Origin of the sequence: Pantoea sp. UBA5923, assembly GCF_002431095.1 — a bacterium.
GTDB lineage: Bacteria > Pseudomonadota > Gammaproteobacteria > Enterobacterales > Enterobacteriaceae > Pantoea > Pantoea piersonii.
This window is the reverse complement of record NZ_DJDN01000078.1, coordinates 20,367-44,576: the sequence shown is the minus strand read 5'-3', so window position 1 is coordinate 44,576 and position 24,210 is coordinate 20,367. Positions and strand designations below refer to the sequence as shown.

General features: G+C 53.5%; 28 protein-coding genes. 18 read left to right on the top strand and 10 right to left on the bottom strand.

Annotated elements, in window-relative coordinates; genetic code table 11:
• Positions 1-80 precede the first annotated feature (80 nt).
• From B3797_RS17470 to B3797_RS17455, 4 genes are read left to right on the top strand one after another with little or no spacing between them, the layout of a single operon-like run.
• A complete protein-coding gene (locus B3797_RS17470; protein WP_084882809.1) occupies positions 81-515 on the top strand; it encodes a hypothetical protein in 435 nt (144 codons plus the stop codon).
• Complete coding sequence (locus tag B3797_RS17465) at positions 512-730, top strand: hypothetical protein (RefSeq protein WP_311791735.1); 219 nt, start codon at positions 512-514, stop codon at positions 728-730. Before B3797_RS17470 ends, B3797_RS17465 begins: the two co-directional genes overlap by 4 nt.
• Positions 723-941, top strand: coding sequence for a hypothetical protein (locus B3797_RS17460; RefSeq protein WP_311791734.1), 219 nt, complete (start codon positions 723-725; stop codon positions 939-941). The genes B3797_RS17465 and B3797_RS17460 overlap by 8 nt, the downstream gene beginning before the upstream one ends.
• Positions 931-1,155, top strand: coding sequence for a hypothetical protein (locus B3797_RS17455; RefSeq protein ID WP_311791733.1), 225 nt, complete (start codon positions 931-933; stop codon positions 1,153-1,155). The genes B3797_RS17460 and B3797_RS17455 overlap by 11 nt, the downstream gene beginning before the upstream one ends.
• Before the next feature lie 210 nt (positions 1,156-1,365).
• On the opposite strand, the gene B3797_RS17450 is transcribed toward B3797_RS17455, so the two are convergent.
• The 3 genes from B3797_RS17450 to B3797_RS17440 all read right to left on the bottom strand — a co-directional run bounded on the left by B3797_RS17450 (position 1,366) and on the right by B3797_RS17440 (position 3,400).
• Positions 1,366-1,806: a hypothetical protein gene (locus B3797_RS17450; RefSeq protein ID WP_311791732.1), complete on the bottom strand. Its 441-nt coding sequence runs from the start codon at positions 1,804-1,806 to the stop codon at positions 1,366-1,368.
• Positions 1,807-1,814: 8 nt separating this feature from the next.
• The gene (locus tag B3797_RS17445) at positions 1,815-2,771 is read right to left on the bottom strand and encodes a hypothetical protein (RefSeq protein ID WP_311791731.1); all 957 of its coding nucleotides are present in this window, start codon (positions 2,769-2,771) and stop codon (positions 1,815-1,817) included.
• 218 nt (positions 2,772-2,989) lie between these two features.
• Entirely contained in the window at positions 2,990-3,400 is a 411-nt protein-coding gene (locus B3797_RS17440) for a hypothetical protein (RefSeq protein WP_311791730.1), read from the bottom strand.
• Positions 3,401-3,670: 270 nt separating this feature from the next.
• Here B3797_RS17440 and B3797_RS17435 point away from each other — a divergent pair, with 270 nt between their 5' ends.
• Together B3797_RS17435 and B3797_RS17430 are read left to right on the top strand one after the other, a co-directional pair.
• Positions 3,671-4,081, top strand: a complete 411-nt coding sequence (locus tag B3797_RS17435) for a single-stranded DNA-binding protein (RefSeq protein ID WP_311791729.1) — start codon at positions 3,671-3,673, stop codon at positions 4,079-4,081.
• Positions 4,082-4,120: 39 nt separating this feature from the next.
• Positions 4,121-4,402, top strand: a complete 282-nt coding sequence (locus tag B3797_RS17430; protein WP_311791728.1) for a PerC family transcriptional regulator — start codon at positions 4,121-4,123, stop codon at positions 4,400-4,402.
• Positions 4,403-5,293: 891 nt separating this feature from the next.
• On the opposite strand, the gene B3797_RS17425 is transcribed toward B3797_RS17430, so the two are convergent.
• On the bottom strand, positions 5,294-5,662 hold the full coding sequence (locus B3797_RS17425; protein WP_311791727.1) for a hypothetical protein: 369 nt from the start codon (positions 5,660-5,662) through the stop codon (positions 5,294-5,296).
• 57 nt (positions 5,663-5,719) lie between these two features.
• On the opposite strand from B3797_RS17425, the gene B3797_RS17420 reads away from it, so the two are divergent.
• Positions 5,720-5,917, top strand: coding sequence for a hypothetical protein (locus tag B3797_RS17420; RefSeq protein WP_311791726.1), 198 nt, complete (start codon positions 5,720-5,722; stop codon positions 5,915-5,917).
• A 386-nt stretch (positions 5,918-6,303) separates the two neighbouring features.
• On the opposite strand, the gene B3797_RS17415 is transcribed toward B3797_RS17420, so the two are convergent.
• From B3797_RS17415 to norR, 5 genes are all read right to left on the bottom strand, one after another.
• Positions 6,304-7,284, bottom strand: coding sequence for a GlxA family transcriptional regulator (locus B3797_RS17415; RefSeq protein ID WP_311791725.1), 981 nt, complete (start codon positions 7,282-7,284; stop codon positions 6,304-6,306).
• Positions 7,285-7,405: 121 nt separating this feature from the next.
• Positions 7,406-8,185, bottom strand: coding sequence for an MBL fold metallo-hydrolase (locus B3797_RS17410; RefSeq protein WP_311791724.1), 780 nt, complete (start codon positions 8,183-8,185; stop codon positions 7,406-7,408).
• Between the two features lie 307 nt (positions 8,186-8,492).
• A complete protein-coding gene (locus tag B3797_RS17405; protein ID WP_311791723.1) occupies positions 8,493-9,404 on the bottom strand; it encodes an alpha/beta hydrolase in 912 nt (303 codons plus the stop codon).
• 83 nt (positions 9,405-9,487) lie between these two features.
• Positions 9,488-10,111, bottom strand: coding sequence for a pyridoxamine 5'-phosphate oxidase family protein (locus B3797_RS17400; protein WP_311791854.1), 624 nt, complete (start codon positions 10,109-10,111; stop codon positions 9,488-9,490).
• 193 nt (positions 10,112-10,304) lie between these two features.
• Entirely contained in the window at positions 10,305-11,825 is a 1,521-nt protein-coding gene (norR, locus tag B3797_RS17395; RefSeq protein ID WP_311791722.1) for a nitric oxide reductase transcriptional regulator NorR, read from the bottom strand.
• Between the two features lie 150 nt (positions 11,826-11,975).
• Between norR and B3797_RS17390 the strand changes: the two genes are divergently transcribed.
• The 6 genes from B3797_RS17390 to B3797_RS17365 all read left to right on the top strand — a co-directional run bounded on the left by B3797_RS17390 (position 11,976) and on the right by B3797_RS17365 (position 16,702).
• On the top strand, positions 11,976-12,233 hold the full coding sequence (locus B3797_RS17390) for a hypothetical protein (protein WP_311791721.1): 258 nt from the start codon (positions 11,976-11,978) through the stop codon (positions 12,231-12,233).
• Positions 12,234-12,237: 4 nt separating this feature from the next.
• The gene (locus B3797_RS17385; protein ID WP_311782028.1) at positions 12,238-12,471 is read left to right on the top strand and encodes a DUF2526 family protein; all 234 of its coding nucleotides are present in this window, start codon (positions 12,238-12,240) and stop codon (positions 12,469-12,471) included.
• A gap of 221 nt (positions 12,472-12,692) precedes the next feature.
• Positions 12,693-14,162, top strand: a complete 1,470-nt coding sequence (norV, locus tag B3797_RS17380) for an anaerobic nitric oxide reductase flavorubredoxin (protein WP_311791720.1) — start codon at positions 12,693-12,695, stop codon at positions 14,160-14,162.
• A gap of 4 nt (positions 14,163-14,166) precedes the next feature.
• Positions 14,167-15,312, top strand: a complete 1,146-nt coding sequence (gene norW / locus B3797_RS17375; RefSeq protein WP_311791719.1) for an NADH:flavorubredoxin reductase NorW — start codon at positions 14,167-14,169, stop codon at positions 15,310-15,312.
• A 100-nt stretch (positions 15,313-15,412) separates the two neighbouring features.
• Positions 15,413-15,685: a hypothetical protein gene (locus B3797_RS17370; RefSeq protein ID WP_126690534.1), complete on the top strand. Its 273-nt coding sequence runs from the start codon at positions 15,413-15,415 to the stop codon at positions 15,683-15,685.
• A gap of 450 nt (positions 15,686-16,135) precedes the next feature.
• A complete protein-coding gene (locus B3797_RS17365; RefSeq protein WP_120451361.1) occupies positions 16,136-16,702 on the top strand; it encodes a UPF0149 family protein in 567 nt (188 codons plus the stop codon).
• Between the two features lie 184 nt (positions 16,703-16,886).
• Here B3797_RS17365 and B3797_RS17360 read toward each other — a convergent pair whose 3' ends face one another.
• Positions 16,887-18,011 carry an AI-2E family transporter gene (locus tag B3797_RS17360; protein ID WP_311782024.1) on the bottom strand — a complete coding sequence of 375 codons (1,125 nt, stop codon included), beginning with the start codon at positions 18,009-18,011 and terminating at the stop codon, positions 16,887-16,889.
• A 370-nt stretch (positions 18,012-18,381) separates the two neighbouring features.
• Between B3797_RS17360 and B3797_RS17355 the strand changes: the two genes are divergently transcribed.
• From B3797_RS17355 to B3797_RS17335, 5 genes are all read left to right on the top strand, one after another.
• Positions 18,382-19,677, top strand: a complete 1,296-nt coding sequence (locus B3797_RS17355) for an HAAAP family serine/threonine permease (RefSeq protein WP_311791718.1) — start codon at positions 18,382-18,384, stop codon at positions 19,675-19,677.
• A 109-nt stretch (positions 19,678-19,786) separates the two neighbouring features.
• Positions 19,787-20,881 (top strand): ABC transporter substrate-binding protein, encoded by a 1,095-nt coding sequence (locus tag B3797_RS17350; RefSeq protein ID WP_311791717.1) that lies wholly within the window; start codon positions 19,787-19,789, stop codon positions 20,879-20,881.
• A gap of 315 nt (positions 20,882-21,196) precedes the next feature.
• Positions 21,197-21,898 carry an EAL domain-containing protein gene (locus tag B3797_RS17345; protein WP_311791716.1) on the top strand — a complete coding sequence of 234 codons (702 nt, stop codon included), beginning with the start codon at positions 21,197-21,199 and terminating at the stop codon, positions 21,896-21,898.
• 834 nt (positions 21,899-22,732) lie between these two features.
• A complete protein-coding gene (locus B3797_RS17340; protein ID WP_311782020.1) occupies positions 22,733-23,200 on the top strand; it encodes an RcnB family protein in 468 nt (155 codons plus the stop codon).
• Between the two features lie 161 nt (positions 23,201-23,361).
• Positions 23,362-24,186 carry a Cof-type HAD-IIB family hydrolase gene (locus B3797_RS17335; RefSeq protein ID WP_311791715.1) on the top strand — a complete coding sequence of 275 codons (825 nt, stop codon included), beginning with the start codon at positions 23,362-23,364 and terminating at the stop codon, positions 24,184-24,186.
• The last annotated feature ends 24 nt before the right edge of the window (positions 24,187-24,210 follow it).

Below are 24,210 nucleotides of genomic sequence, written 5' to 3'. Positions count from 1 at the left end.
GAACGCATCGCAGGGACGCGATCATGTTGAGTTTGGTCAAGGTGAAACGGGTATAAGAAATAACGAAAGGTGGCAGACAGATGCCTGACAGCACGAAAGAACAGGCCAGCCGTGATAAAGGCGGCAAATGGAAGAAAGGCGCATCGGGTAATCCAGGTGGCCGCAGCAGCAAAGCAGCTGAACTGAGGCGTGTGCTGGAAGGTGGCGCTGATGATGCTGTGAAAACCATCATGGACGCGGCTAAAGAAGGTGATATGGCCGCCTGCCGCCTCATCCTGGACAGAGTTGTCCCGCCGAGTAAGCCGGTTTATCAGCCGGTATCTTTCGAGCTAGACGACAGCGATTTACCTGCAGCGGCCCGTTCTGTGATTAAGGCGATTGCCGCAGGTGAACTACCCGCCGACCAGGGGAAAATGATTCTGGATGGCCTGGCGAACATGGCGAAGATTATCGAAATTACAGAACTGGCTGAGCGCGTTGCTGAGCTGGAGAAGGCACAGGAGAGCGGACAATGAGCCTGTTAAGACGAATTGAAGCACTGGAGGCCACCAGCGGCGCTCAAGCCACCAGCGGCGGCCCTGATGAAATCTGGCTAATCGGTGTCAGCCCTGACGGCTCCCGCGAGTGTGGTGGCGGCTGGGTGAAGCATAAAGGGCTGTTCCGAAATGCTACGACTGAAGAAGCACAGCGCCATAATCAGCTTATCCTGCAGGGAGAAAATCATGGGTAGTCTGCTGGCACGACTGAACCGGCTGGAAAAGGCCATGACGCCGAAGGATGGCGATGCGCAGGTCATCTCTGCCCTGATGGACGAGTTAGCCGGCAATGCCCCCTCAGGAGCCTATCAGAAGGTTATAGAGCGCCTGGCTGTGCGTGGTCATAACTTCCCTCAGTCATCAGAACTCAGAGCGTTGCTGGTGGGAGGTAACGATGAGCATTAAAGCCCGCCTGGCTGCGCTGGAGAAGGTGGCTAGAGATAAAGGCAGCAAATCCTTTGACGGGCCACACCCACCCGTCAGAGCGGACTACATGCGCGAGGATGGCACTTTTGACCATGTTGGTTACAGAACAGCTGCTGATTGTTGGAGCATCAAGATATATGGCAAGCCGCTGAAGCAGGCGGCCAAAGAAATCGCAGAATCTGAGGGTTTCTAACTGGTATGACACCATTGAAAGAGATAGGCGAATACCTAGTTACAGTGGGTGACGAGGATTATTTCTTCCGACCGTCCCTGACAGCTATGTCGAGTATTGTTGAGGCGAGCGAGATTGTTTTCACTTTTCATTTGCTACACAGCGGCATAGCCAAAACGAGTAAAAACCAGATGATTTTTTATAAGCCAAATTATGCGTTTTATTATGGGTTTAAATGTAACCTATAATTTTAGATAATGATTTCCAGTTATAGAAGAAAGAAATCATCGATATAATTAGATATGCCCCTGCTAGCAACAACGCATAATAGTCTAAAGCTAAGTTACTAACTACAGGGGCAAACATTGATATCATAGCTGATAGACAGGCTGCTATCAGCGTAGTACCAGTTCCGAAAAGTCCTTCAACTAATCCTTTTAACACGCCATTACGCTTAAGCGCGCCTACAAGCCCTTTAGAACTGTCAAAGCTGCTCAAAATGGTAACCGATGCTAAGACGAACCCAAAAAGAACGCCTGAAATAGTCGAAAGGGCACCCGCTGCGGAAATGACAGCATTATGATCTAAATCGTGAAGAACTTTGGCCCCCACAATAGACATTGCAACTGCAATGACTGTCTTGATAGTAAACAATGTCCGTGGTCCCATCATGTTGTCTCTTAAGGTTGCTCGACCAAATAGTACTGAGTAAGGTACTTAAGGTTGTCATTTTTTGCATGTATCATAGCATTTTTAACGTCAACATCGGTTGGGTAGCCATCAATTTGTATTGGAACCATTTTCCTAACCGTAAGCACTTCATCTACTAGGTTTTTTTTCTTTTTATCACCCTGAGCAACAACATCGGCTTTCTCAAAAGTCAATCTACCATCGCCGCCTGGAAACTTCTCAAGTAACTCTTTTAGGCTTTTTTTAACGTCATCTTCTAGCCATCCTTTTGCTTTTCTCTTAAGCGGGGAGTGCCCACGAAGTGAGAGCGTAAGATGACTGGAACTAGTGCCTTTGATCATTTCAATCATCTGATTAGCGAACATCCCATCAAGCTGATAGTCTGCAGCATTAAAATTTCGGGGAATAGCTACCGAAATGTCACAACTTCTTAAATTAGATCCTGTTTCAAGTAATTCCTTGATGCTTTCTTCTTTCCATATAGCTTCAAAAGAAATCGGTATTCCTTCGGCGCTGGAGTTAAACAAAAGGAAAGCTAAATCGCTATGACGTGGCCCTAAGTGATTCAAAGACAAAACTAAAATATCTGTCTGTGGATAATATATAAAGTATGTACGTTCAGAAAGAGCCTTGGCACCGGCAAGAGGAATTTTCTCTTCGACCCACTCCTCATCAGTTATATATGCTAATGTTGCGCTTTTCCTCCTACGAGACATAAATCCAAAATAAGAATTATCCTCAGTTGATACTGCAAGGAAATGAATTTTGAGCTCTCTTTCGCCAAAGTCAGCATGATGAGTCATTTTCAAATGCTTTGCACATTTATCATACAGATCTTTGAAAGCTTTTGCAGTTGCGCCTTTGTTATCAGAACGAATGTTTTCAGAGCTGGTATAAAATCCTACTCTTACTGACTTTAAACTTTGATCTTTTGCTGCCACCACCATCCGAAGCTCCATTCTACTCTGAATAAATTTCCACACTCCTATACGTCAAAGGCCTTCACATTACTGCTGAGCAAAGCTTGGCTCGAGATAACATGTAAAGGATATTTAAGAATTAGGAGGTGGGGGTTAAGAATCATCCTAACCTGAAGCGCGGTATTAGCATATCCTGATGAATGATCAGTGTTTGGGAATTTTGCCTCATCGCATCTTGGAGCCGCTTACTTATTTGAAAGATGAATTTTACGCTTCCATGCACTGTAAATGTCCTTATCCCATGCCTTGCCTGTCTTAGTCTGATAGCCAGCGTCGTTAAGCCGCTCAGCGATGATGCGGCCGTTATCAAACCCCTGCACGATAGCCTCTTCTACGATACGAATTACAGCCGGCTCATCGTATGGCAAAGGAGGTATACCCTGCTTCCCACCAATGAGAGCAGCGGCGGCTACTTCCATTCGTTCCACAAGCGAGATCAAGCGAGCGTCAGGGTTGCTGTCTGGCCGGTTCAGTTTCTGTCGTATGGCATCGACCAGCCATGCAGTTTTATCGCCACCAGCAGCGTTTACAGCGTCTGTAAAAGCCTCGCTTAACTCAGCAGGCACACGGAATGTCACAGAAAGGGATTTGCTCATAGGCCACCAGCATCAGGAAATTAGTGAGCATTTTATCACCGTAAGACAATGTAAGACATGAAAAGTTGTTGGTTCAGAACGCATAGTTGTTGGTTCAATTCGGGGTTGTGTTGGTTCAGTTTTTTGAAATTAATCCTTTTAAAACAATCGTCTTTACAAATTGAACCAACTGAACCAACTGAACGACATGTTTTTGCTTAATTATATAGAGAGAAAAAACCTGCCTCCCTCCTACAATAAGACAGCCCACCTCTGACAGAGAGGAATTCGATGACCGCACAGATTTCCGCCTACGGGCGATTAGTGGCAGACCCGCAGACCCGCACAACGTCCGGCGGTAAAGCTATGGCAATGGCGAGGCTGGCCGTAGCGCTGCCCTGCCACACGGCGCAGAACGGAGAGGCTACCTACTGGCTGGCCGTTATCGCTTTCGGCACGCAGGCAGAGACGCTGGCAGGGCACCAGAAGGGCGACATGCTGTCGGTGGCGGGCAACCTGCAACTAAATCAGTGGACAGCTCAGGATGGCGCACAGAAAGAGCATCCGCAGGTTATCGCTGACAGTATTGTGAGCGCCAGAACATCCAGACCGGGCAGCAGGAAGCAGGCACAGCAGCAGAGCGCAGCGCCGGGATGGGATATTTACCGGCAGGCCGCGCCAGAGGATGAGGCGGGGTTTTGATGAGGCGCAGGACGCCAGAGAGGATGAGGAGCAGCGGTAATGGTGCGTGACGCCAAAGCTGAGGAGCTGGAATCAAAGGGGCTGTATCGCAGAGCGGCGGCGCGGTGGCAGGAGGTTATCCCTCTCACGGAGTCAGACACAGGGCGGGTATGGCTTATCAGACGGATAAACGAGTGTCTGGCTAAAGTGGGCAAAAAGCCTGCTGATAGCGGCTCGTTCATTGAGGTGGCGCGAGCGGCAAGGGAGGCTCAGCGGCGCATGGGAATTTACCAGCCAGCGGGAGAGGCATTCAGGATGAAGAATAAAAAAATAACGCGCTGAGCAGGGCAGAGGGCGGGTAAAAACTTCAGGGCTTTTGCTCTAAAGGACCGCCGCCTAACCTTTTTTCACACCGCCGCAGGTTAGAAAACTTTTTTTGGGGAAAGCTGAGCGATAAACACTGAGCATGATTGCTGATCACGCACGACCAGAGCCAGTCAGGGGAATAGCTCAGATTCGAGCTTTGCCATGAAAACAATGAGCTGCGAAACGGGAAATCCCGTATCCCTGTAGTTAATGCCGTTCTGAGCAGGATCCGGGTAAATCATGGGGCAGTGGGGGCTGGAAAAAGACTGGCCCTTCCGTGAGCCAACTACGTGACCAGGAGTTTTCCTGCTTATCAGTAAGGATAAAGCACTTTGAAAGTTAGTCGCGGACGAAAGAGGCAGCCAGCAACGCCACTCCGTCTTGCCGCCAGTCTCGCAAAGAAAATAAAATCCCGGCAAAGGTAATCAAAGCGTGCTAAATGCCGCCGCAGGAGCAACCCCATGACAGACCGCGCCACGCTTGAAATGACGATGATTGAGATTGCTCGCCGCAATGGAGAGCCGCCAGACCGGCACACCCTGTACACAATCAGAACGGGGATAGCGCAGGCGTTACAGGACAGCGCCCGCCACAGGCAGCGAATGGAAGCCCCAGACTATCACTGGCGTAAACCCGCACCACGGCGCTAGCTGAGCCAGCCCCACTGGCTGAGCGCGGAACCGGAAAATAAATCCGGTAGCGACTCAGTTTTGCGCGACTCAGATTTGAGTAGCTCAAATCACACCTGAAGGGCGGCAAACCCCCGCCCGTCCAGAGAAAGATCGCTTTCTGGCGCCGGTGGCCATCACGATTTCCGTGACACCTGAATCCAGCGCCTGACCTGCGGATTTCAAATCCGACCCTTCATCAGACCCGCTCGCATTCCCCCTCAATCGCATTATCCCTGCCACCATCGTCACGCGTCACCTGAGACAGGCCGGGCAGCCCATAGCGGGAACAGTGGCACCAGACCCCTCCACCGCTGCCTGACTGCGTTTTGTTCTGCCGTTGCTCATAGCTGACCCCCTTTTCCAGCAGCCCGTCCCTCACCATCGCGTCCAGCGTCCGTCTGGCAGACTCCAGACAGTGCGGCTTAATGAGGGAATCCATCCCGTAAAGCAGGTAAGCAACGCCCGACACGTCGAACGGCGGCGCGCCAATCTCACCCGTCACCCATCCGAGGGCGTCAGACTCAAAGTAGCTGAGTATCTCTTTTTTGCGGCTGGTCATTCTCATGGCTGGCTGATTCCTTATTGTGGGAGACATCTATCCTACAATAAGAGGGGCTAAGGTATGGTGGAAATCACCACGGCTATGGTTTACAGAAGCGGCCAAAAGATGAACTACGAAACTTTTTTAGTTGCCCCGCACAGCCGGGCATCTCACCTGCAAAATATTTTGCATCTGCCGGGGGGGAATGCTGAGCAAAAAAACAGGCAAAAAGAGGGGGCAAAAAAGCATCTGGGGGTACATTTGGGGGTACCACTATAAAATGAACATGAATATTCAAATTAAAAACATGACGTTATCGCTTAATATCGAATCCTGTAGGGGTGCCATTTTCTCTTCCATTAATTCCTTCTGAAGCCTGTAAGATCCTTTAAAAAAGTTTAACGAAATCAGCGCCTGCTGAGGTCTTCTCCTGTCCGCAGGGGAGGGAGCAAAACAGGATCGGGATTTCCCAAAATGCATATCATCTGGTTGCCGACACCTTTCTGGCCCGGCAGGAAAAGTGATGATAAAGCGACGCTGCCCGCCCTGAAGCAGAATATTGCCAGGCTCGTCACAGCAAAAATGAGTCTGATAGCTATTTCCGACAAGAATGGCTGCGCGGCAGCGCAGGGCGCCGGAGCGGATAAAAATGCAGGGTATCTCTGTTACGACAGGTTTGCTTCCCGGTCAACCGGTTCAGGGCCGCGGAATGCCCGGCGCCATTCGCTGGGGCTGACGCTGAATCTCGCCTTAAAGCTCTGACGAAATGAGACTGGTGACTGAAATCCGGTCATCTCGGACACTTTTTCGATACTGTGATCCGTCGTTTCCAGCAGTTCCTGGCTTCGCTGAAGCCGCTCTGCGTTAATCCAGTCTCCCAGCGTGGTTCCCGTGGCCTTCAGAAAGTGACGGGTCAGCGTTCGTCGGCTCATGCTGACAAATCTGGCCAGCGAGTCGAGGTCGTGTGGCTTGTCCAGATTGCGGCGCAGGTAATCCATTAATTCATTTATTTTACTGTCCCGCGTGGAGCCCGGAACCGGACGCTCTATAAACTGGGCCTGCCCGCCTTCACGGTAAGGAGGAACAACCATCCTTCTTGCCACCCGGTTGGCAACGGCCGAACCGTAATGGTCGCGGATAATGTTCAGACAGCAGTCAATACCGGCCGCCGTTCCGGCAGAGGTGATGAGCCGCTCATCGCTGGTATAAAGCGAGTTACTGTCCAGGTGAACGGCAGGAAAGCGTTCAGTAAAGTCCTTTTCATACTCCCAGTGTGTGGCGGCGCGGCGTTCGTTGAGCAGGCCCGAGTAAGCGAGCACGTAGGTGCCCAGACAGAGACCCACCACTTCCGCACCGCGCTGCCAGGCGCTTATCAGCTTATCAAGCAGGGCCTGAGAGGGTTTTTCATCAGGGTTATTCCAGTACGGCACGATGATAATATCTGCAGCGTCAAGTCGTTCCAGACCGTGATCTACATTGATAGACAGGCCGATATCCGACTGGACAATACCCACCTTTTCCGCGCATATTTCGAGGCAGAACAAATCAGGTTCCGGCATGGATGACCCAAAAAGTATACAGGGCACCGAAAAGTGAAACGGGCTGAATCCAGCCGTGGCGATCACGGCAACTGTCAGAGCAGACATAATGTTTACCTTTCCGTTAATGATCGCCACCAGAGCACCAAAGCACCAGTAGCTGACAGGCTGATTTTAACCGGCCACGTTGGCCGTCAGTCGGTCGTTATAACCACAGGTAACAAGCCGGTCAGAAAACGAGAGTCTCACCATCTGCCGGAATAAGCACCTGACTTTCAATACCCTGTTCAAGCGTAAACTCACGCAGCTCCACACGGGTAAGCAGGCAATGGTTAATCGATTCCATATGAGAGGCAACGATGGTTGCAGATGGCAGCATCTTAAGCGTGCGCAGCGTGTCCTCTTTACCCATGATAATCGGGCCGTAGAGATCGTTAACCGCATAGCCGGTATTCAGCACTACAATGTCTGGCTGGAAGCGTTGCAGGTTTTTTGCGTAAGGTTTTACCCAGACGGTATCTCCGGCTATATAAAGCGTTTTTTCACCGTGGTGCGTAAAGACCAGCCCGCACGCATCCCCCAGTAAACCACCCCATTCAGCATCGGCGTAGAGCTCATTACTGCCGTGCTGGCCGTCGGTTTTGTAAATCGTCAGACCGTCCACGAAATGATTTTCATCTTTTAAAACGCGGATATTAAGAAAGCCCTGAGAACGGATCAGTGCCGCATCATTCTCATCCTGCGTGTAAATAAGCATATCTTTAGGGACGGCCTGCTGTGCTGCCTCGTCCCAGTGGTCAGTATGCGTGTGCGTCAGGATCACAGCATCAACGTCCAGCAAACTCTCAACCGCTACGGGCAGAGCCACCATGGGGTTGCGAAGATGCGGGCGCGCATTTCCCGCAAAACCTTCCCAGGCCTCTTTCTCTGCCAGCATAGGATCGATAAGGAATTTCTTACCGGCATATTCCAGTACGAGAGTGGCATTACGGACTTGCGTTAGCTTCATTTCTTACTCCATTAATTCGTCAGGTTTTAAGCCACAGCCTGCCGGGACTTGTCAGCAAGCAAGTGGCTGCGATTGGATTTACTGTAAGAGGTGAAGCCGGAAAGCCGTGACAGGCTCCGGGGTCATTAGTCGATGAAATCAGGTCAACTTAACGCGATCGGGCGGGCAGTCGCGCCCATTATTCCGATCGGTTCTGCCGGAGAGTCGGGGGAGTGTTTGATGCCCGTGTCCGCGCTGTGCTAAAAGCGGACGTTTGCAGCATATTTTTATACGAGTTAATGGGGGGCACCGCCTTAAATCACGCAGACTAACACTGCGCATCAAGAAAGGCGCACAGCCTCTCCAGGAAAATGTCTGGCACTTCTTCATGGGGCGAATGCCCACAGGGCAGCGCCTCGCCGGTTACCTGCTGCGCTTTATCACGCCACGTCGCCACCACATCATAGAGTTCGCCAACCGTTCCTTTTGCGCCCCACAGCAGCAGTAGCGGGCAAGCGATCCTTTTCTCGCTGTCTGCCGCGTCGTCTTCCAGATCGAGGGTGGCGGCGGCGCGGTAATCTTCACATACCGCGTGGATCATCTCTGGCTGCTGATAGCAGCGCAGATAGTCTTTGAAGACCTCTTCGGAAGTAGCGCCAGCGGTTTTTAGCTGCCCTTCGATATGTTTTTTCAGGAAAAAACCGGGATCGTTCGCAATCATGGTTTCAGGCAGCGGCCAGGGCTGGATCAGAAAAAACCACCAGAAATAGCGGGTAGCGAACGCTTTATTGGTCAGCGCATACATGGTCGCCGTAGGCGCGATATCCACGAATACGCAGCAGCTCACCTTGTCGGGATGATCCAGCGCCAGCCGGTGGCCAACCCGACCTCCGCGATCGTGGCCGACGAAAGCCACCTGCTTATAGCCCAGCACCTCGATCAGCAGGCTGATATCTTCCGCCATGACGCGCTTAGAGTAGGGGCGGTGCTGCTCGTCGCTGGTGGGCTTGTCGCTGTCGCCATAACCTCGCAGATCGGGCAGGATCACGCGGTACTTTTCTGCCAGCCGCGGGGCAATCTTGCGCCAGGTAATATGGTTCTGAGGATGGCCATGAAGCAGCAGCAGCGGCTTACCCTGGCCGCCCGTGGCGACGCGCAGCCTGATGCCGTTAGCAAGGGTAATATCCTGTAGCCTGAAACCTGGAATGAAAGGCGACTCACCGCGTTCAACTATAGGCATGGTTTTCTCCTCGAGTTGTCTGTATTGATCACTATCAGAGGCTGGACTCTCCAGCTATAGCCGTCGCTAAATTATGGGCAATATCAGTAAAGCGTGTTTTTTAATCGTTCCGGCAGCGCCTGATCATAGGCATCGCCATTGATTTCAGACTGGGAAAGCTGATGAAGAATAGTGCCTGGGCTGGGGAGCTGGTCACGCTTGATTTGTACGGCGGGATCCCAGAGTTTTGAGCGAATGATGGCGCGGCTGCACTGAAAAAAAACGCTCTCGACCGCAATGCGCAACACCGTTTTAGGCAGTTGATTATTGACGGCGAACCTGTTGAGTAGCGCTTGTTCCGCCATGATCTTCGCCGTACCGTTTACGCGCAGCGTTTCGCCAATGCCGGGGATAAGAAAAAGAAGCGCAACGCGGTTATCGTGAAGAATGTTGCGCAGGCTGTCTATGCGGTTATTGCCTCGCCTGTCGGGCAATAACAGCGTCTTCGCATCTTCAATGACGACAAAGCCCGCCGGATCGCCTCTTGGAGACACATCGAGTCCACCCGGCCCTGAGGTTGCCAGCGCCACAAAGGGCGAGGCTTCGATAAAAGGGCGGTAGGCCGGATGAATATGGTCAGTCTCCTTGGTTAAAGAGGGTTTTGCGACTGCGCCATAAATCCGTTCCAGCTCTGCATCATTCGTAATAAACGTCTGTTCAACAACCATATCCTCTGCCGCCTTTGTATTCAGGAATACGCTCATCACCTTTATACATGAGGGCTGGCGGGGATGCACTTGCACCGCTGAATAGCGGTCGGCTTTACTCAGGCAAAAGCCCGGCCTGCACATCGCTTCGCTGCCTGAAGCTGTCAGCCCGGTTAAAGGAGACCATCCTTCGCTCTGACGGCGAACGGCGTCTTTACTTCAGGCCGAGTTTGCGGGCCAGACGATGAAGGTTTCCCGGATCGAGTTCCAGCTGACGCGCGGTTCTGGCCCAGACTTTCCCGCTGCTTTCGTAGACCTGTTTAATGTACTTATATTGAAACTGACGGGTTGCCTCGCTAAGGCTCGCTAAGGGCAGCGACGGCGCGATTTCGGTCGGCGCTGAACGAAGGGGCATTTCGCTTTTCAGGTTGAAGTGCTGAGGCAGCAAAATGATTTCGCCGCTGCGTGACTCCGCCTGCGCGATGATGACCGCACGATAGATGGCGTGCTCCAGCTCGCGCACGTTTCCCGGCCAGCTTGCTGCTTCAAGCATGGCGCTGGCGGTCGGGCTAAGGGCGATGCTGGTCAAACCAAACTTTATCCGGCACTTTTCACAGAAATAGCCGGCAAGCAGCACGATATCGTCGCGCCGTTCCTGCAGCGAGGGCACAAACAGGGGAAAAACGCTTAAACGGTGATAAAGGTCAGCCCGGAATTTGCCCTCCGTCACTGCTTTGCGCATATCCATGTTGGTCGCAGCGATGATGCGGACATTGACGGTCAGAGCTTTATCTTCTCCCACGCGCTGTAGATCGCCATACTGAAGCACGCGCAGCAGTTTAGCCTGTAGCGAGAGCGGCAGTTCTCCAATCTCATCCAGAAACAACGTTCCTTTATCCGCCAGTTCAAATTTACCTGGCCGATCGTGAATAGCGCCGGTGAAAGCGCCTTTGACGTGGCCAAACAGCTCGCTCTCTGCGACGCTTTCCGGCAGCGCTGCGCAATTAAGATAGATAAGGGGCTGCGCGGCACGATGGGAGAGGCGGTGGATCGACTGAGCAATAAGTTCCTTGCCGGTCCCTGTCTCACCCATGATCAATACGCTCAGATCAGAGGGGGCGACAACGGCGATCTCTTTCTTCAGATGGGCGAGCGGCGCGGACTCACCGATGATCTGCATCTCCTCATTGCCTTCTGGCCGCATATGCTGCGGGATAAAGGAGGAGGGCGGCTTTTCTAACTGCTCAACCAGCAGGGCGTTGTTCAGAGCGCCAGCGGTCAGGCTGGCAAGGACACGCAATTCCTCATCGCTGTAAGCATCAAACTGATGCGCGTCCATGCCGTCCAGGGTCAGGGCGCCGATCAGCGTCTGCCCGGAAAAAAGCGGCATGCCGACGCACGCATGAACATGTAATTCGCCCTGTTCGGGGATCAGACCGTCGTAAGGATCGGGCAGATCGTTATCCGCAGGAAAGCGTACAACATCGCCTGCGCGCGCGATCGCTTCCAGTCGCGGATGCGCATCAAGGCTAAACCGGCGGCCCATAACGTCAGGGGCCAGCCCGGCCGTAGCCAGAGGCCTGAACTGCTGATTTTCATAGCGTAACAGGGCAGTAGCGTCGCAGCTTAACGCCTGGTGGATGCTTTTTATCATTCGCATAAAGCGGTCACGCTCACGTACGCCGTTCTGAATATCGACAGCCAGCGCCGCCAGGGTTTCAACTGAGAGAGCCATAGTGTCACCTGCACAATAGATGTCTTAATAACAATATTAACGGTTGTTATAAATACAGTATGGGCTTTCTCTCTTGATGCAAATCAAGCAGTTAAGAAGTGGCACGACATATGCCTGATTAGCTTAGTGATTAAGTTAAGGAGCAGAGAAATGTCCGACCATGCAAAGTTAAAAGCGCTCAGCGCAAAACAGATCAACACCGCCGCGAATGCGCTGAGCTGGGCCGCATTCGGCGGCTGCCGAGGGCCAGACTTAACCTGTTACCAGCGCGCTCCAGATCGGCTTTGTTTCGAAACGGAATATGGCGGACGCAAAGCCTGGGTAGACTTAGATCTTCCCTGTACTCCCTTGTCGCTGCTGATTGCCGGTTCGCTCCTGTTACAGCAGCTTAATACCTGGATTGGGTGAAACCATGACGCATCTGGATGAAGTAATGACAGCGGTCGATACCGCCATCGCGAATAATATTATTCGCGAGATGAACGTGCTGCTGTGCGAACTCAGCGAAGATAGCAGGCTCACGCGCGAGGAGCGCTTTACCCAGCAGCAGCGCCTGCGCGCTGCGGTTTTCCGGCACAGTACAGAGAAAAAAGAGCTGGCCGAACAGCGCCGTAACTGGCTGACTCGCGGCGGCCTCATCACTTAAAGAAGGGTCACAACCTGCCCTGATCGAGACAAGCCCGCTACGGCGGGCTTTTTTATGTGCTGAGTAGTGTCTTTAAGACAGTTAATTGTGATTGAGACAATATTTAAAATGGTTTTTTAGACAATGCTTATAAATAATTAACTTTAAAATCAAAATTTTAAAAACTGGCATGACAGATGCACTGGGTTAAGGAAATTCACCTCAGGCTAAAAGGGCATCTGATGAACATTCATGTAAAAAACAATATTTTTTGGGTCGGCAAACGGGACTGGGAAGTTGAGCATTTTCACGGCAAAGAGTACAAGATGCAGCGCGGCACCAGCTATAACAGCTACCTTATCCGCGAAGAGAAGAATGTCTTAATCGATACCGTCGATCTCCGGTTCCGCACCGATTTCGTTAAGAATCTTAGTGAAGAGATCGATCTGAAAACGATCGACGCCATCATTATCAACCATGCGGAGGAGGACCACGCAGGCGCGCTGGCTGAACTGCTGGCGTTGATCCCAGGCACGCCGATTTACTGCACCGCCAACGGCGTAGACTCGATTAACGGTCATCATCACCATCCCGAATGGAATTTCAACATAGTAAAAACAGGCGACTCGCTCGATATCGGCAACGGCAAAAAGCTGATCTTTGTTGAAACGCCGATGCTGCACTGGCCGGACAGCATGATGACCTATATGACGCAGGACGCCGTGTTGTTCAGTAATGACGCTTTCGGCCAGCACTACTGCGATGAGCACCTGTTTAACGATGAAGTCGACCAGCACGAGCTGTTCGACCAGTGCCAGCGCTACTTCTCAAATATCCTTACGCCCTTTGCGCGCCTGGTGACGGCGAAGATCAACGAGATCCTGAGCTTCAATCTGCCGCTAAGTATGATCGCCACCTCCCACGGCGTAGTATGGCGCGACAACCCGGCGCAGATTGTTGAGCTTTATCTGAAGTGGTCTGCCGATTATCAGGAAGATCGCATCACGCTCTTTTATGACGCCATGTCGAATAATACGCGCATGATGGCGGATGCCATCGCTCAGGGTATCCGGGAAACGGATCCGCGCGTTGCCGTTAAGGTTTACAACGTCTCCGCCCACGACAAAAACGAGATCATCACCTCCTGTTTCCGCTCAAAAGGCATTCTGGTCGGCTCCTCCACCATGAACAATGTGATGATGCCAAAGGTGGCGGGCATGCTGGAGGAGATCACTGGCCTGAAATTCCGTAATAAACGCGCCTCCGCGTTTGGCTCCTATGGCTGGACGGGCGGCGCCGTCGATCGCGTGGCGACCCGCCTGCAGGATGCCGGTTTCGATATGACTATCGCCCTGAAAACCAAATGGCGTCCCGATCTCTCCGCGCTGGAAGCGTGTCGTGAACATGGTCGCAACATTGCCCGCGAATGGGCGCTTTCTCCCATCCCCTCGGCAGCGCCTTCCGTTGACAGCGCCGCGGCAGTTATTGCCGCCGCGACGCCTGAAAGCAGCGATGGATACGGCATGACGCAGGCGGACAAAGCGGGCGGTCAGAAAATGATCTGTACGGTATGCCAGTGGGTTTACGACCCGTCTGAGGGTGAACCCGCTCAGGCGGTTGCGCCCGGCACCGCGTGGGAAGCGGTGCCGGAGGATTTCCTCTGTCCCGGCTGTGCGCTGGGTAAATCCGTATTCGATCCATACGAGGGTTAAGCCAGTGCCAGCAGATATTGTCATTATCGGTTCAGGCTTCGCTGCCCGGCAGCTGGTTAAATCTATCCGTCAGCAGGATAAAACGGTGCCGGTTCGTATCATCGCCGCTGACAGCTGCAATGAATATAATAAGCCTGAGCTTAGCCATGTGTTCAGTATGGGGCATCGCGCAGACGACTTAACCCGTCAGACGGCGGCGGAGTGGGCGGAAAGCCAGAACATCATGCTGCATCCTTTTACCTTTGTCAGGGGTATCGATCGGGCGGCGCATTGCGTTCAGACCAGCGCGGGCGAACTCTCCTATGGCAAGCTTGTTCTCGCCACCGGCGCCAGCCCCATCGTTCCCGCCATACAGGGCAGCGATCTGGTTTATACCCTGAACAGCCAGCAGGCTTACCGGAAATGCGAAGCCAGTTTGATCAACGCGAAGCGGGTGCTGATGATCGGCGGCGGGCTGATCGGAACAGAGCTTGCAATGGATCTTAATCGCGCCGGTAAACAGGTCACGGTCGTCGACCGCAGCGCAACGCTGCTTTCCGCGCTGCTGCCGCCTGAGATCGGCGGTCGTTTGCAGAATCGCTTAGTGCGCAGCGGCGTTCAGTTTCGTTTTCAGACGGAAATCAGCGGGCTGGTTCGCGATCGAAACGGGCTGGAAGTCCGCTTCAGCAACGGTGAGAGCGGGCGCTTCGATGCCGCTCTGTGCGCTATCGGCCTGCGTCCCGACCTCGCTCTGGCGCAGGAGGCGGGCATCGCGGTGCGCCGCGGCATTGTGGTTGACGACGCGCTCGCCACCTCCGCGCCTGATATTTACGCGCTGGGCGACTGTGCGGAAATCCAGGGAAGGCTGCTGCCCTACCTTCAGCCCGCCATGCTGGCGGCGATGACGCTGGGCAAGAATCTGACCGGCGGCTGCGCGAAACTGACGCAGCCCGCCATGCTAATCAAGGTCAAAACGTCCGCTATGCCGCTCCATCTGGCGGGCGATCCGGCCAATCCCGCCTACCAGTGGGAAATGACCTTTTCACCGACCGGCATTATCGCTAAAGGCTATGACGAGAGCGGCGAGTTGCGGGCGTTTGTCGTCAGTGAGGATCACATGCAAATGGCGTTCAGCATGCTAAAGGAGATTAAGCTGGCTGGCGCCGCTTAACGACGCTTTGCTTACTGAAGGTCGCACCAGGCTTTGTTGCCTCCTGCTGTCAGGCCGGTTAATCACCGGCCTGCGCCGCGCAATTTTTAAAGGTCATACGATGAACAGCACCGACACCTCAACTGCAAGCGTTACCCTTCATAATCCCTCTTCCTGTACCTGCGGCAGAATTATCTGGCTAAGCATGAACTGTGATTTTTTCGCGATGAGCCTCGGCACTCATGAGAGCGATGCGCGGATCGAGGCAAAGCTCGGCTCCGCCTGCAGCGGCGTTCAGTTTCGTCCGGAAAATCTTAAAGAAGCCGTTGCCGATGTTTTCTGGCAGATGTGGAACCTCTGGGAGCCCGCGGAGGGGATCAAAGTCACGGGGTAGCCGCACTCAGCATTGCTGATTGAGGCCTTGTCTAACGCGCAGTGAAAACGGGAAAAAGCCGTAAAGATACTCGCAACGGCGACGCATAGCGGTAGAGTGGGGGCTTCAGGACATTAATGCGTGCGGCGCATTAATAGCGGGTGAGAAAACCGCCATTCCTGACAGCGCCTGGCTGTAGCAGCGAAAAGCAGCCTGAAGCGGGCTTTTTCTGCTATCAAATTGGTGACCGGCTTCATACCGAGGCGCGACTGAGAAACAGGCGACGCTTTTATCACTGACTGAGCGCCTTGCCGCTGGACTCTTCAGTTGGCTTCGCGTCTCCTCTCAGGCACACTACCCGCAGCTAGACTTATTCCCTGCTGAGGCTCAGGTCTCTCATCTACTTTTACCGTGGGTCAGCCTGACAGCGCGAACCACCCACATCTTCGATACACCACAAGAGGAATTACCATGGCTACAGGCCCACTGAATGCAGACGAGATCGAGTGGATGGAAGACGTGTTGATGGAGCATGACAGCGAAGACGGCTTGATTGACATCAGCGAGCTGGACGGCCTTTTCACCGCCGCGCTCTCCAGCCCGTCGCCGCTGGCGCTGGATGCGATGAAGCCGGTTATCTGGGGCGAAACTACGCCGGACTGGGACGATCCTGCGGATGAGCTGCGTTTCAACACCCTGGCCGCGCGGATGATGAACGATATCGCCGAGCGTCTGAGCCTCTACCCGGAACAGTTCGAACCGCTGTTTGGCTACCGTGAAATGGACGGTCGCGAACTGCTGGTGGTGGAAGAGTGGTGTTTCGGCTACATGACGGGAGTGGCGCTGGCTGAGTGGCCTGAGCTGCCTGCTGAGCTACAGCCGTCGCTGCAGGCGATTGCGCTGCATGGCGATATCGACGAGGTGGAGAAGCTCGACGGCATGGATGAGATCGCCTATTTACAGAGCACCGACGCGATTCAGCCTGCGGCGCTGCGCCTTTACAACTACTGGCATGGTAAGACGGACGCGGTTCACTAAAACAGCACTGTATTCAGGGCGTTTCAGACCGCACCTGACTATGGAAGCGGGAGAGATGGCCCGGAGAGCAAAGCGTCCCGCGACAAGGATGTCGCGGGCCGAGCTGGCAGGGATGCCGTTTTTGCGTCTTTGCGATCGGGCCAACTCTCCCGCGCGGGCACTATGTCAAACAACGGTTCCTGCTTTATTGATTGATGGCCGCCTCGTCTGACTGCTTTTTCCCTTCTTCGATAAACTCTTCGTCAATCTCTTCGGCGTTGTCGCGGTTATCCTTGCCCGACAGCAGGTTCCAGCAGGCGATAAACAGCGCGGCGATTAGCGGACCAATCACAAAGCCGTTAATGCCGTAGATCTCCATGCCGCCCAGGGTAGCGATCAGGATCAGGTAATCAGGCATTTTGGTATCTTTGCCTACCAGCAGCGGGCGCAGAATATTGTCCACCAGCCCAACGATCACCACAAAAAAGCCGACGATAAACAGGCCTTTCCACAGCGCGCCGGTGGCGAAGAAGAATATCGCGGCTGGCACCCAGATAATCGCCGAGCCAACGGCGGGGATCAGCGACAGGAACGCCATCAGCGCGCCCCACAGCAGGCTGCCGTCGATATCCACAAACCAGAACGCCAGCCCGCCGAGCACCCCCTGAACCAGCGCCACCACCACGGTGCCTTTCACCGTGGCGCGTGAGACGGCGACAAACTTCATAAAGAGATGATGCTTTACGTAAGTAGAGAGCGGCAGCGCCTCCAGAATTAAGTGCACCAGATAGGAGCCATCTTTTAGCAGGAAAAAGAGCAGATAGAGCATGACGCCGAAGCCGACGGTAAAGGTAAACGTACCCTTGCCGATCAGGAAGACGCTGCCCGCCATATACTGGCCGCCTTTCAGCGCGAAGGTCGACAGCTTCTGCTGGATCTGCGTCGCATTATTCAACTGATGCTCAGAGAGGAAATTGCGAAGCCAGCCAGGCAGATGCTGCAGCAGATCGGCAAATACCGTCGGGAACTGCGCTGAATTGGTCTGCAGCTTGAGATAGACGGCGTTGATTTCCACCACCAGCGAAGAGGCGATAATCGCCAGCGGCGTAAACACGATCAGACAGATAATCAGCAGGGTAATCAACGATGCCAGACCGTTGCGATCGCCCATCTTATGCCGCAGCCAGACCTTCAGCGGGGCGAAGATCACCGCCAGAATAGCGGCCCAGAGAATAGGCGAAAAATAGGGCGACAGCACATCGAAAAACGCAACGGTGACCATTGCCAGAATCACAATGAAGAAACCGATATTTAATCCTTTAACACGCATGCATAAACCTCAGGGTTAAGTGTTGCGGATGAACTATAGAACGCCCGGCCTGCTTTGTAATGCCAATCTGTGGTTTCGTTTAAAAATATAAATCTGCCGCGCCGCCCTGGCCTGATTAATGGCGCCGCGCCGTCGTAATAACGGTTAATCGCCTGGAATATGCACGATTAGCGCACTGTTGTTGAAGCCTGTCGTAAAGGTGTGTAAAAATCCTGCGCAATCGTTTACTCCCGCTGCGGATAAACGAATTTTTTTGTTGCGTCTTCTGACTGCTCTGCCGCAAGGCGGTGGGGCAGGGCGGCACAACAATGTGGCCGTCGACGCAAACTCACCGTCGGCGGCGTTGACGTTATAAAGACAGGACAGGCAGATGAAAACCACGCAAACCGGCACCCTTACGGCCGCCGCAGAGACGCCAGCAGAACGCGGCTGGCGCAAATCCGATACCACCTGGATGCTGGGACTCTACGGCACCGCTATCGGCGCCGGCGTACTCTTTTTGCCGATTAATGCAGGCGTCGGCGGACTGCTGCCGCTGATCATCATGGCGATTCTCGCGTTTCCTCTGACCTTCTATTCTCACCGCGCGCTCACCCGTTTCGTGCTCTCCGGCAAAAACGCGGGAGAAGACATTACCGACGTAGTGGAAGAGCACTTCGGCGCAGGCGCGGGCAAAATCATTACGCTGCTCTACTTTTTTGCCATTTTCCCTATTCTGCTGATGTACAGCGTGGCGATCACTAATACGGTCGAGAGCTTTATCGAGCACCAGCTTGGGCTGGTCTCGCCGCCGCGCGTGCTGCTGTCGCTGATATTGATCATCGGCCTGATGACGGTCGTGCGTTTTGGCGAGCAGATGATCGTTAAAGCGATGAGCATTCTAGTTTTCCCCTTTGTCGCGGTGCTGATGCTGCTGGCGGTTTACCTGATCCCGCACTGGCACAGCGCGGCGCTGCAGACGCTGTCGCTGCAACATGACGTCAGCGGCAAAGGCATAGGGATGACGCTGTGGCTGGCGATCCCGGTGATGGTGTTCTCCTTTAACCACTCGCCGATTATCTCCTCTTTCGCCGTGGCGAAACGCGCGGAGTATGGCGAAGGCGCGGAACGCAAGTGCTCGCGCATTCTTGCCTGCTCACACCTGCTGATGGTGGCGACGGTGATGTTTTTTGTCTTTAGCTGCGTGCTCAGCCTGTCGCCGGAGGATCTGGCTGCGGCGAAGGCGCAGAACATCTCTATTCTCTCCTATCTCGCCAATCACTTTAACGTACCGGTTATCGCCTGGCTTGGCCCGCTGATCGCCATCGTCGCCATTACGAAATCTTTCCTCGGCCACTACCTCGGCGCGCGTGAAGGTTTTAACGGGCTGGTCAATAAAATGCTGCACAGCCGCGGTAAAACTCTGGCCCCTGCGAAACTGAACCGGGCGACGGCGCTGTTTATGCTGCTCAGCACCTGGCTGGTGGCGAGCTGGAACCCGAGCATTCTCGATATGATTGAAACCCTGGGCGGGCCGGTTATTGCGATCATTCTGTTTCTGATGCCGATGTACGCCATTCGTACGGTTCCCGCCATGCGTAAATACAGTGGACATCTCAGCAATCTTTTCGTCGTGCTGATCGGGCTGGTGGCGATTTCCGCTATCTTCTATTCCCTGTTCAGCTAAGCAGGACGCGCCCGCTACGCGCGGGCCGTTTCGCTGCTGCTATAGCTTTCCCGTCCGGCAACATGCTAACTTTATTGAGAATAATTATTAGTTACTGAGGTAGTAAGCGATGAACAAGGGACTTCTGCTGGCCGGACTGCTGACGTCGGCGGCATGCGGCGCAACCACTTATCCGTTGCAGGTAACCGATCTGGACGGCAACGCCATCCGGCTCGACCATGAGCCGCAGCATGTTATTCTGCAGGATGGCCGGGACGTGCTGGCGCTGGCGCTGCTGGACCGTGACAATCCCTTCAAGCGCGTGGTGGCGTGGAATAACCTGCCGAAAAAGCAGGATACCCAGACCTGGGATCTGCTGAAACAGCGCTGGCCGCAGGCGACCAACATCGTCGATATGGGGTTCAACGATCAGGGGCAGGTTAATCTCGAAAGCGTGCTGGCGCAGAAGCCAGATTTGATGATCGCCCAGCTGCGCGCGAAATCGGCGCTGCAGCAGTCAGGCGTGCTGGATACCCTGAAGGGGCTTCATATTCCGGTGCTGTTTATCGACTATGAACTGCATCCGAAAGAGAACACCATGCGCAGCGTGGCACTGCTGGGCCAGGTGCTGAACCGCGAGAAAGAAGCGGGGGACTATACCGCCTTCTATCAGCAGCGTTTGCAGCAGCTTGATGCCGTTATCAAACAGGTGCCGCAGAAGCCGACGGTGTTTATCGAACCGATAGCCGGCAACAGCGATAACTGCTGCTTCACCCACGGCCACAACGGCTGGGGCGGACTGGTAGAAGCGGTGGGCGGTAAAAATATCGGCTCTGCGCTGCTGCCGGGCAACGCAGGCTTTGTCTCGCTGGAAAAAATCATCTCGATGAAGCCGGACGTCTATATTATGACCGGCTCGAAGCGTCCTAATCCAGGGGTGCTGCCGTTTGGCTATAACACCACAGCGCAGCAGGTCTCGGCGACCTTCAGCGGCCTGCTGAACCGCACCGGGCTGAAGCAGATCGCGCCAGTGCAGAATGGTCGGGTTTATGGCGTTTACCACCACTTCTATAACCATCCTTACAACATTATTGGCATGGAAGTTCTGGCTAAAGATCTCTATCCGCAGCGGTTTACGCAGCTCAATCCCACGGCCGATTTTCACTATATCGTGACCCACTTTACCCGACTGCCGGACGCGCCCGTTACCTTAAGCTATCCCTGACCAACTGGCCGCGCGTTGACAAAACGCGCGGTTAATTTACCTTCCCCCTGCGCTATCTTTCGCTACTCTTAATACGTACTGCTTTCTGTATTTAGGTCCGCTTTATTCTTTGCGTCCTCAGCGCCACCAGTCGAAAAAGATTGCCAAAACCAGAAAACGTGGTGAAATGCGCGCGTTTATCGCGCGCGTACGCAATAAACTCTGCAACAGGGAGTGCAAAAACAGATTATCAATTGGGTAGCGCTGGTTGCCGCAGGAAGCTCTGACCGTTTCAGGTAACCGATCGCTGCCGTTTGGGCTTTGCCCGAGGTGTTTATGACTACACACTCCCTGGCCTCCACGCTGTATAAAAAATTTATTCTTGAACCGGTGATGTCGCAGAGCGGCGTCTGTATCGGTTTTGAACTCCTGACGCGCTATACCTCGGAGGCGGGTAAACCACGCAATCCCTTTATGGTGATTGAAAATATGGCGCACAGCGAGAAGCGCAAACTGCTGTATGAGCAGCTTGCTGCCCTGTCGCCGATCGTGACGCTGCTTGAGCAGCGAGGCTTGTTTATCAGTATTAATATCGATCGGGATATGGTGGCCATGCTGGAGGAGGAGGCGCGGCTGGGATGGCTGCTCAGCATCGCCAGCGTGCTTCGGCTGGAAGTATCCGAGAATATCGACTTTCTGCAAGAGCATGACGTGCGCGCAACCTTACAGCAGCTTAAGGCGCGCGGCCTCTGTTTCTTTCTTGACGATCTCGGCACCGGTTTTTCCAACCTGGAAGCGCTCTATACTGGCCTGTTTGACGCGGTGAAAATTGACAAGCGCTTTTTCTGGGAGCAAAAGGATAAATCCATTTTCCCGGTATTAATGACCATTATTCAGCGCTATTGTCCGCAGATAATTGTGGAGGGCGTAGAGAATAAAGAGGATTTGGCAGCGCTGGAACATATACCGATCTACGGGCTACAGGGATACTATTTTAGCGCGCTGGAGATTGACGAGCTGCCACAATATTTAGGCTGACGCGCTTTATATCGCCATGCAGACGCCGTTGTGAAGGTGTCTGCTTGTGACCAGTTGCACATTTATAATTACTGATGCCTGCATTTTTGCATATTAAATGGGATGCAACGTAAAGAAATTGAAAAAACCGTTGCGGGCATGCTTTTTCTGCCCTTGCGGCTTTGACAAGTGCAGGCAGGCGGAGTGCGGACAGGCGCCAGTGTAGCCCGCTATTTCAGTGACATAATATTTAGCAGGCAAATTAATGAAAGCATTAATTAGTTTGCCCACCTGGTCAGACCCCAGACCTGTTTCCCTCTCTACATGAATCAGAGCGATATTATTTAACGGTTCATCTAATTTGCGGCGAGAAATAAAGGGATAAGCCTTCTTAAAGGAAAAAGGAAATATCCTAATTCAGATAATTACCTGTGACAGAAATATAAAGAGTGATAAGATTGAGCTTCAACACTAGTGATGTGGTGTTGTGAACTCTAGTTTTTTCCTTGATTTGGCAAGGATTAGCCGGTATTCGGTGTAAAGGAATTCCTGTTCCCCCGATCGGTTTCGATCGGGTTTTTCATCTGTTTTTTTCCTTCTGTTTAACGCTTCACTTTCAGCTATATTTTACGCGTTAAGAAATAACGGATTTTGCCTCTGCGCTATTTATGTGGCGTGTCTCCTCCCAGGTCCAGCTCTCTCCATAATTTCTGCCAAGTGTTAAGAAAGCGATAAACGGAGTAATAGTCTGTAAGTTACCGATTTTTAAGACTTTTGGAGATGAAGACCTGACCCCATATAACCGATAGTACATCTCAACGGCGCGACTCTCGCTGTTGCTACTGGAGGTATATGATGAAAAAAACAACACTACGCGTTATCGCGACTTTTATTGCATGCAGCTCACTGATTTCTACGGTTTCCTGGGCTGACGGCCCGGGCGATCATCATGGACAGCCATGGCAGCAGCACGACGGCGACCGCCGCGACGGTGACCGTCACGACGATCGTGGACGTGGCCCGCAAGGTCATGGCCCGGATCGCGGCCCGCAGCACGATCGCTTTGCCGGCGGACCACGCGGCGATCGCCATGAAGATCGCGACCGCGACCACTTTGCCTGGAACGGCCATGATTTCCGTCGCGGTCATCCGATGCCGCACGAATATCGCGGTCCTCACTACCGGGTCGATGACTGGCGCGCTCGCCGCCTGCCGGAGCCGCCGCGCGGTGAATACTGGTCCTATGTCGATGGCAACTATGTGCTGATTGCTGCCGCCACGGGCATTATCACCTCGCTGATTATCGGCAACGCATTCAACTAAACCTGTAACACGGGCGGCGCAGGCCGCCCGTTCTTGTTTCTCCCCATCTCTCCCTCCCTAAAAACCGGCTGCCTGCGCGCGCGCCTGTTCCTCTTTTTTTCACGCTCTCCAGGCTATGCTTTGCTTCCACACTGTTCCCTTTCGCCTGATAAGGAGTCGAGATGACAGCGGTAAAAATGGTGGCGGTTGATATGGACGGCACCTTTCTTGATAACCAAAAGCAGTATGACCGCCAGCGCTTTATGCGCTGCTATGAAGAGATGAAAGCGCGCGATATTAAATTTGTCGTCGCCAGCGGCAATCAGTACTACCAGCTGACATCTTTCTTCCCGACTATCGCCAGTGAAATCGCCTTTGTGGCGGAGAACGGCGCCTGGATACTGGATGGCGAAGAAGAACTGTTTTGCGGCGAGTTTTCCCGCCCGGACGTTTATGCGCTGCTCGATACGCTGCAAAAAGGCGACTATCCGGGGCTGCGCTATATCCTGTGCGGCCGTGAAAGCGCCTATTACTTCGAGGGCGCTGATGAGCAGTGGCTGGCGAAGATGCGTCACTACTGCCATCGCCTGAAGGCAATACAATCGCTGGAAGAGACCAGCCACGATCGGTTGTTTAAGTTCGCGCTTAACCTGTCCGATGATAATGTCGAGCCGCTGATGGCGGATATTCAGCGGTTGCATAAGGGCGCGGCGGCGGCAACCTCAAGCGGACACGGCTCGGTGGATTTGATTGTGCCGGGCCATCACAAAGCCAACGGCCTGAATATTCTGGCGCAGCGCTGGGGCATCGATCATCAGCAGGTGCTGGCGTTCGGCGACGGCGGCAACGATCTGGAAATGCTCAGACAGTCTGGTTTTAGTTTCGCCATGGCAAACGCGCCGCAGCGGGTAAAAGAGGCGGCGCGCTATGCCGCGCCCGCCAACAGCGACGCGGGCGTATTGCAGGTCATCGAGAAGATGCTGGCGGGCGAACCGCCATTCGCGTAAAGGCCACGCTGACGGGCAGCTGAG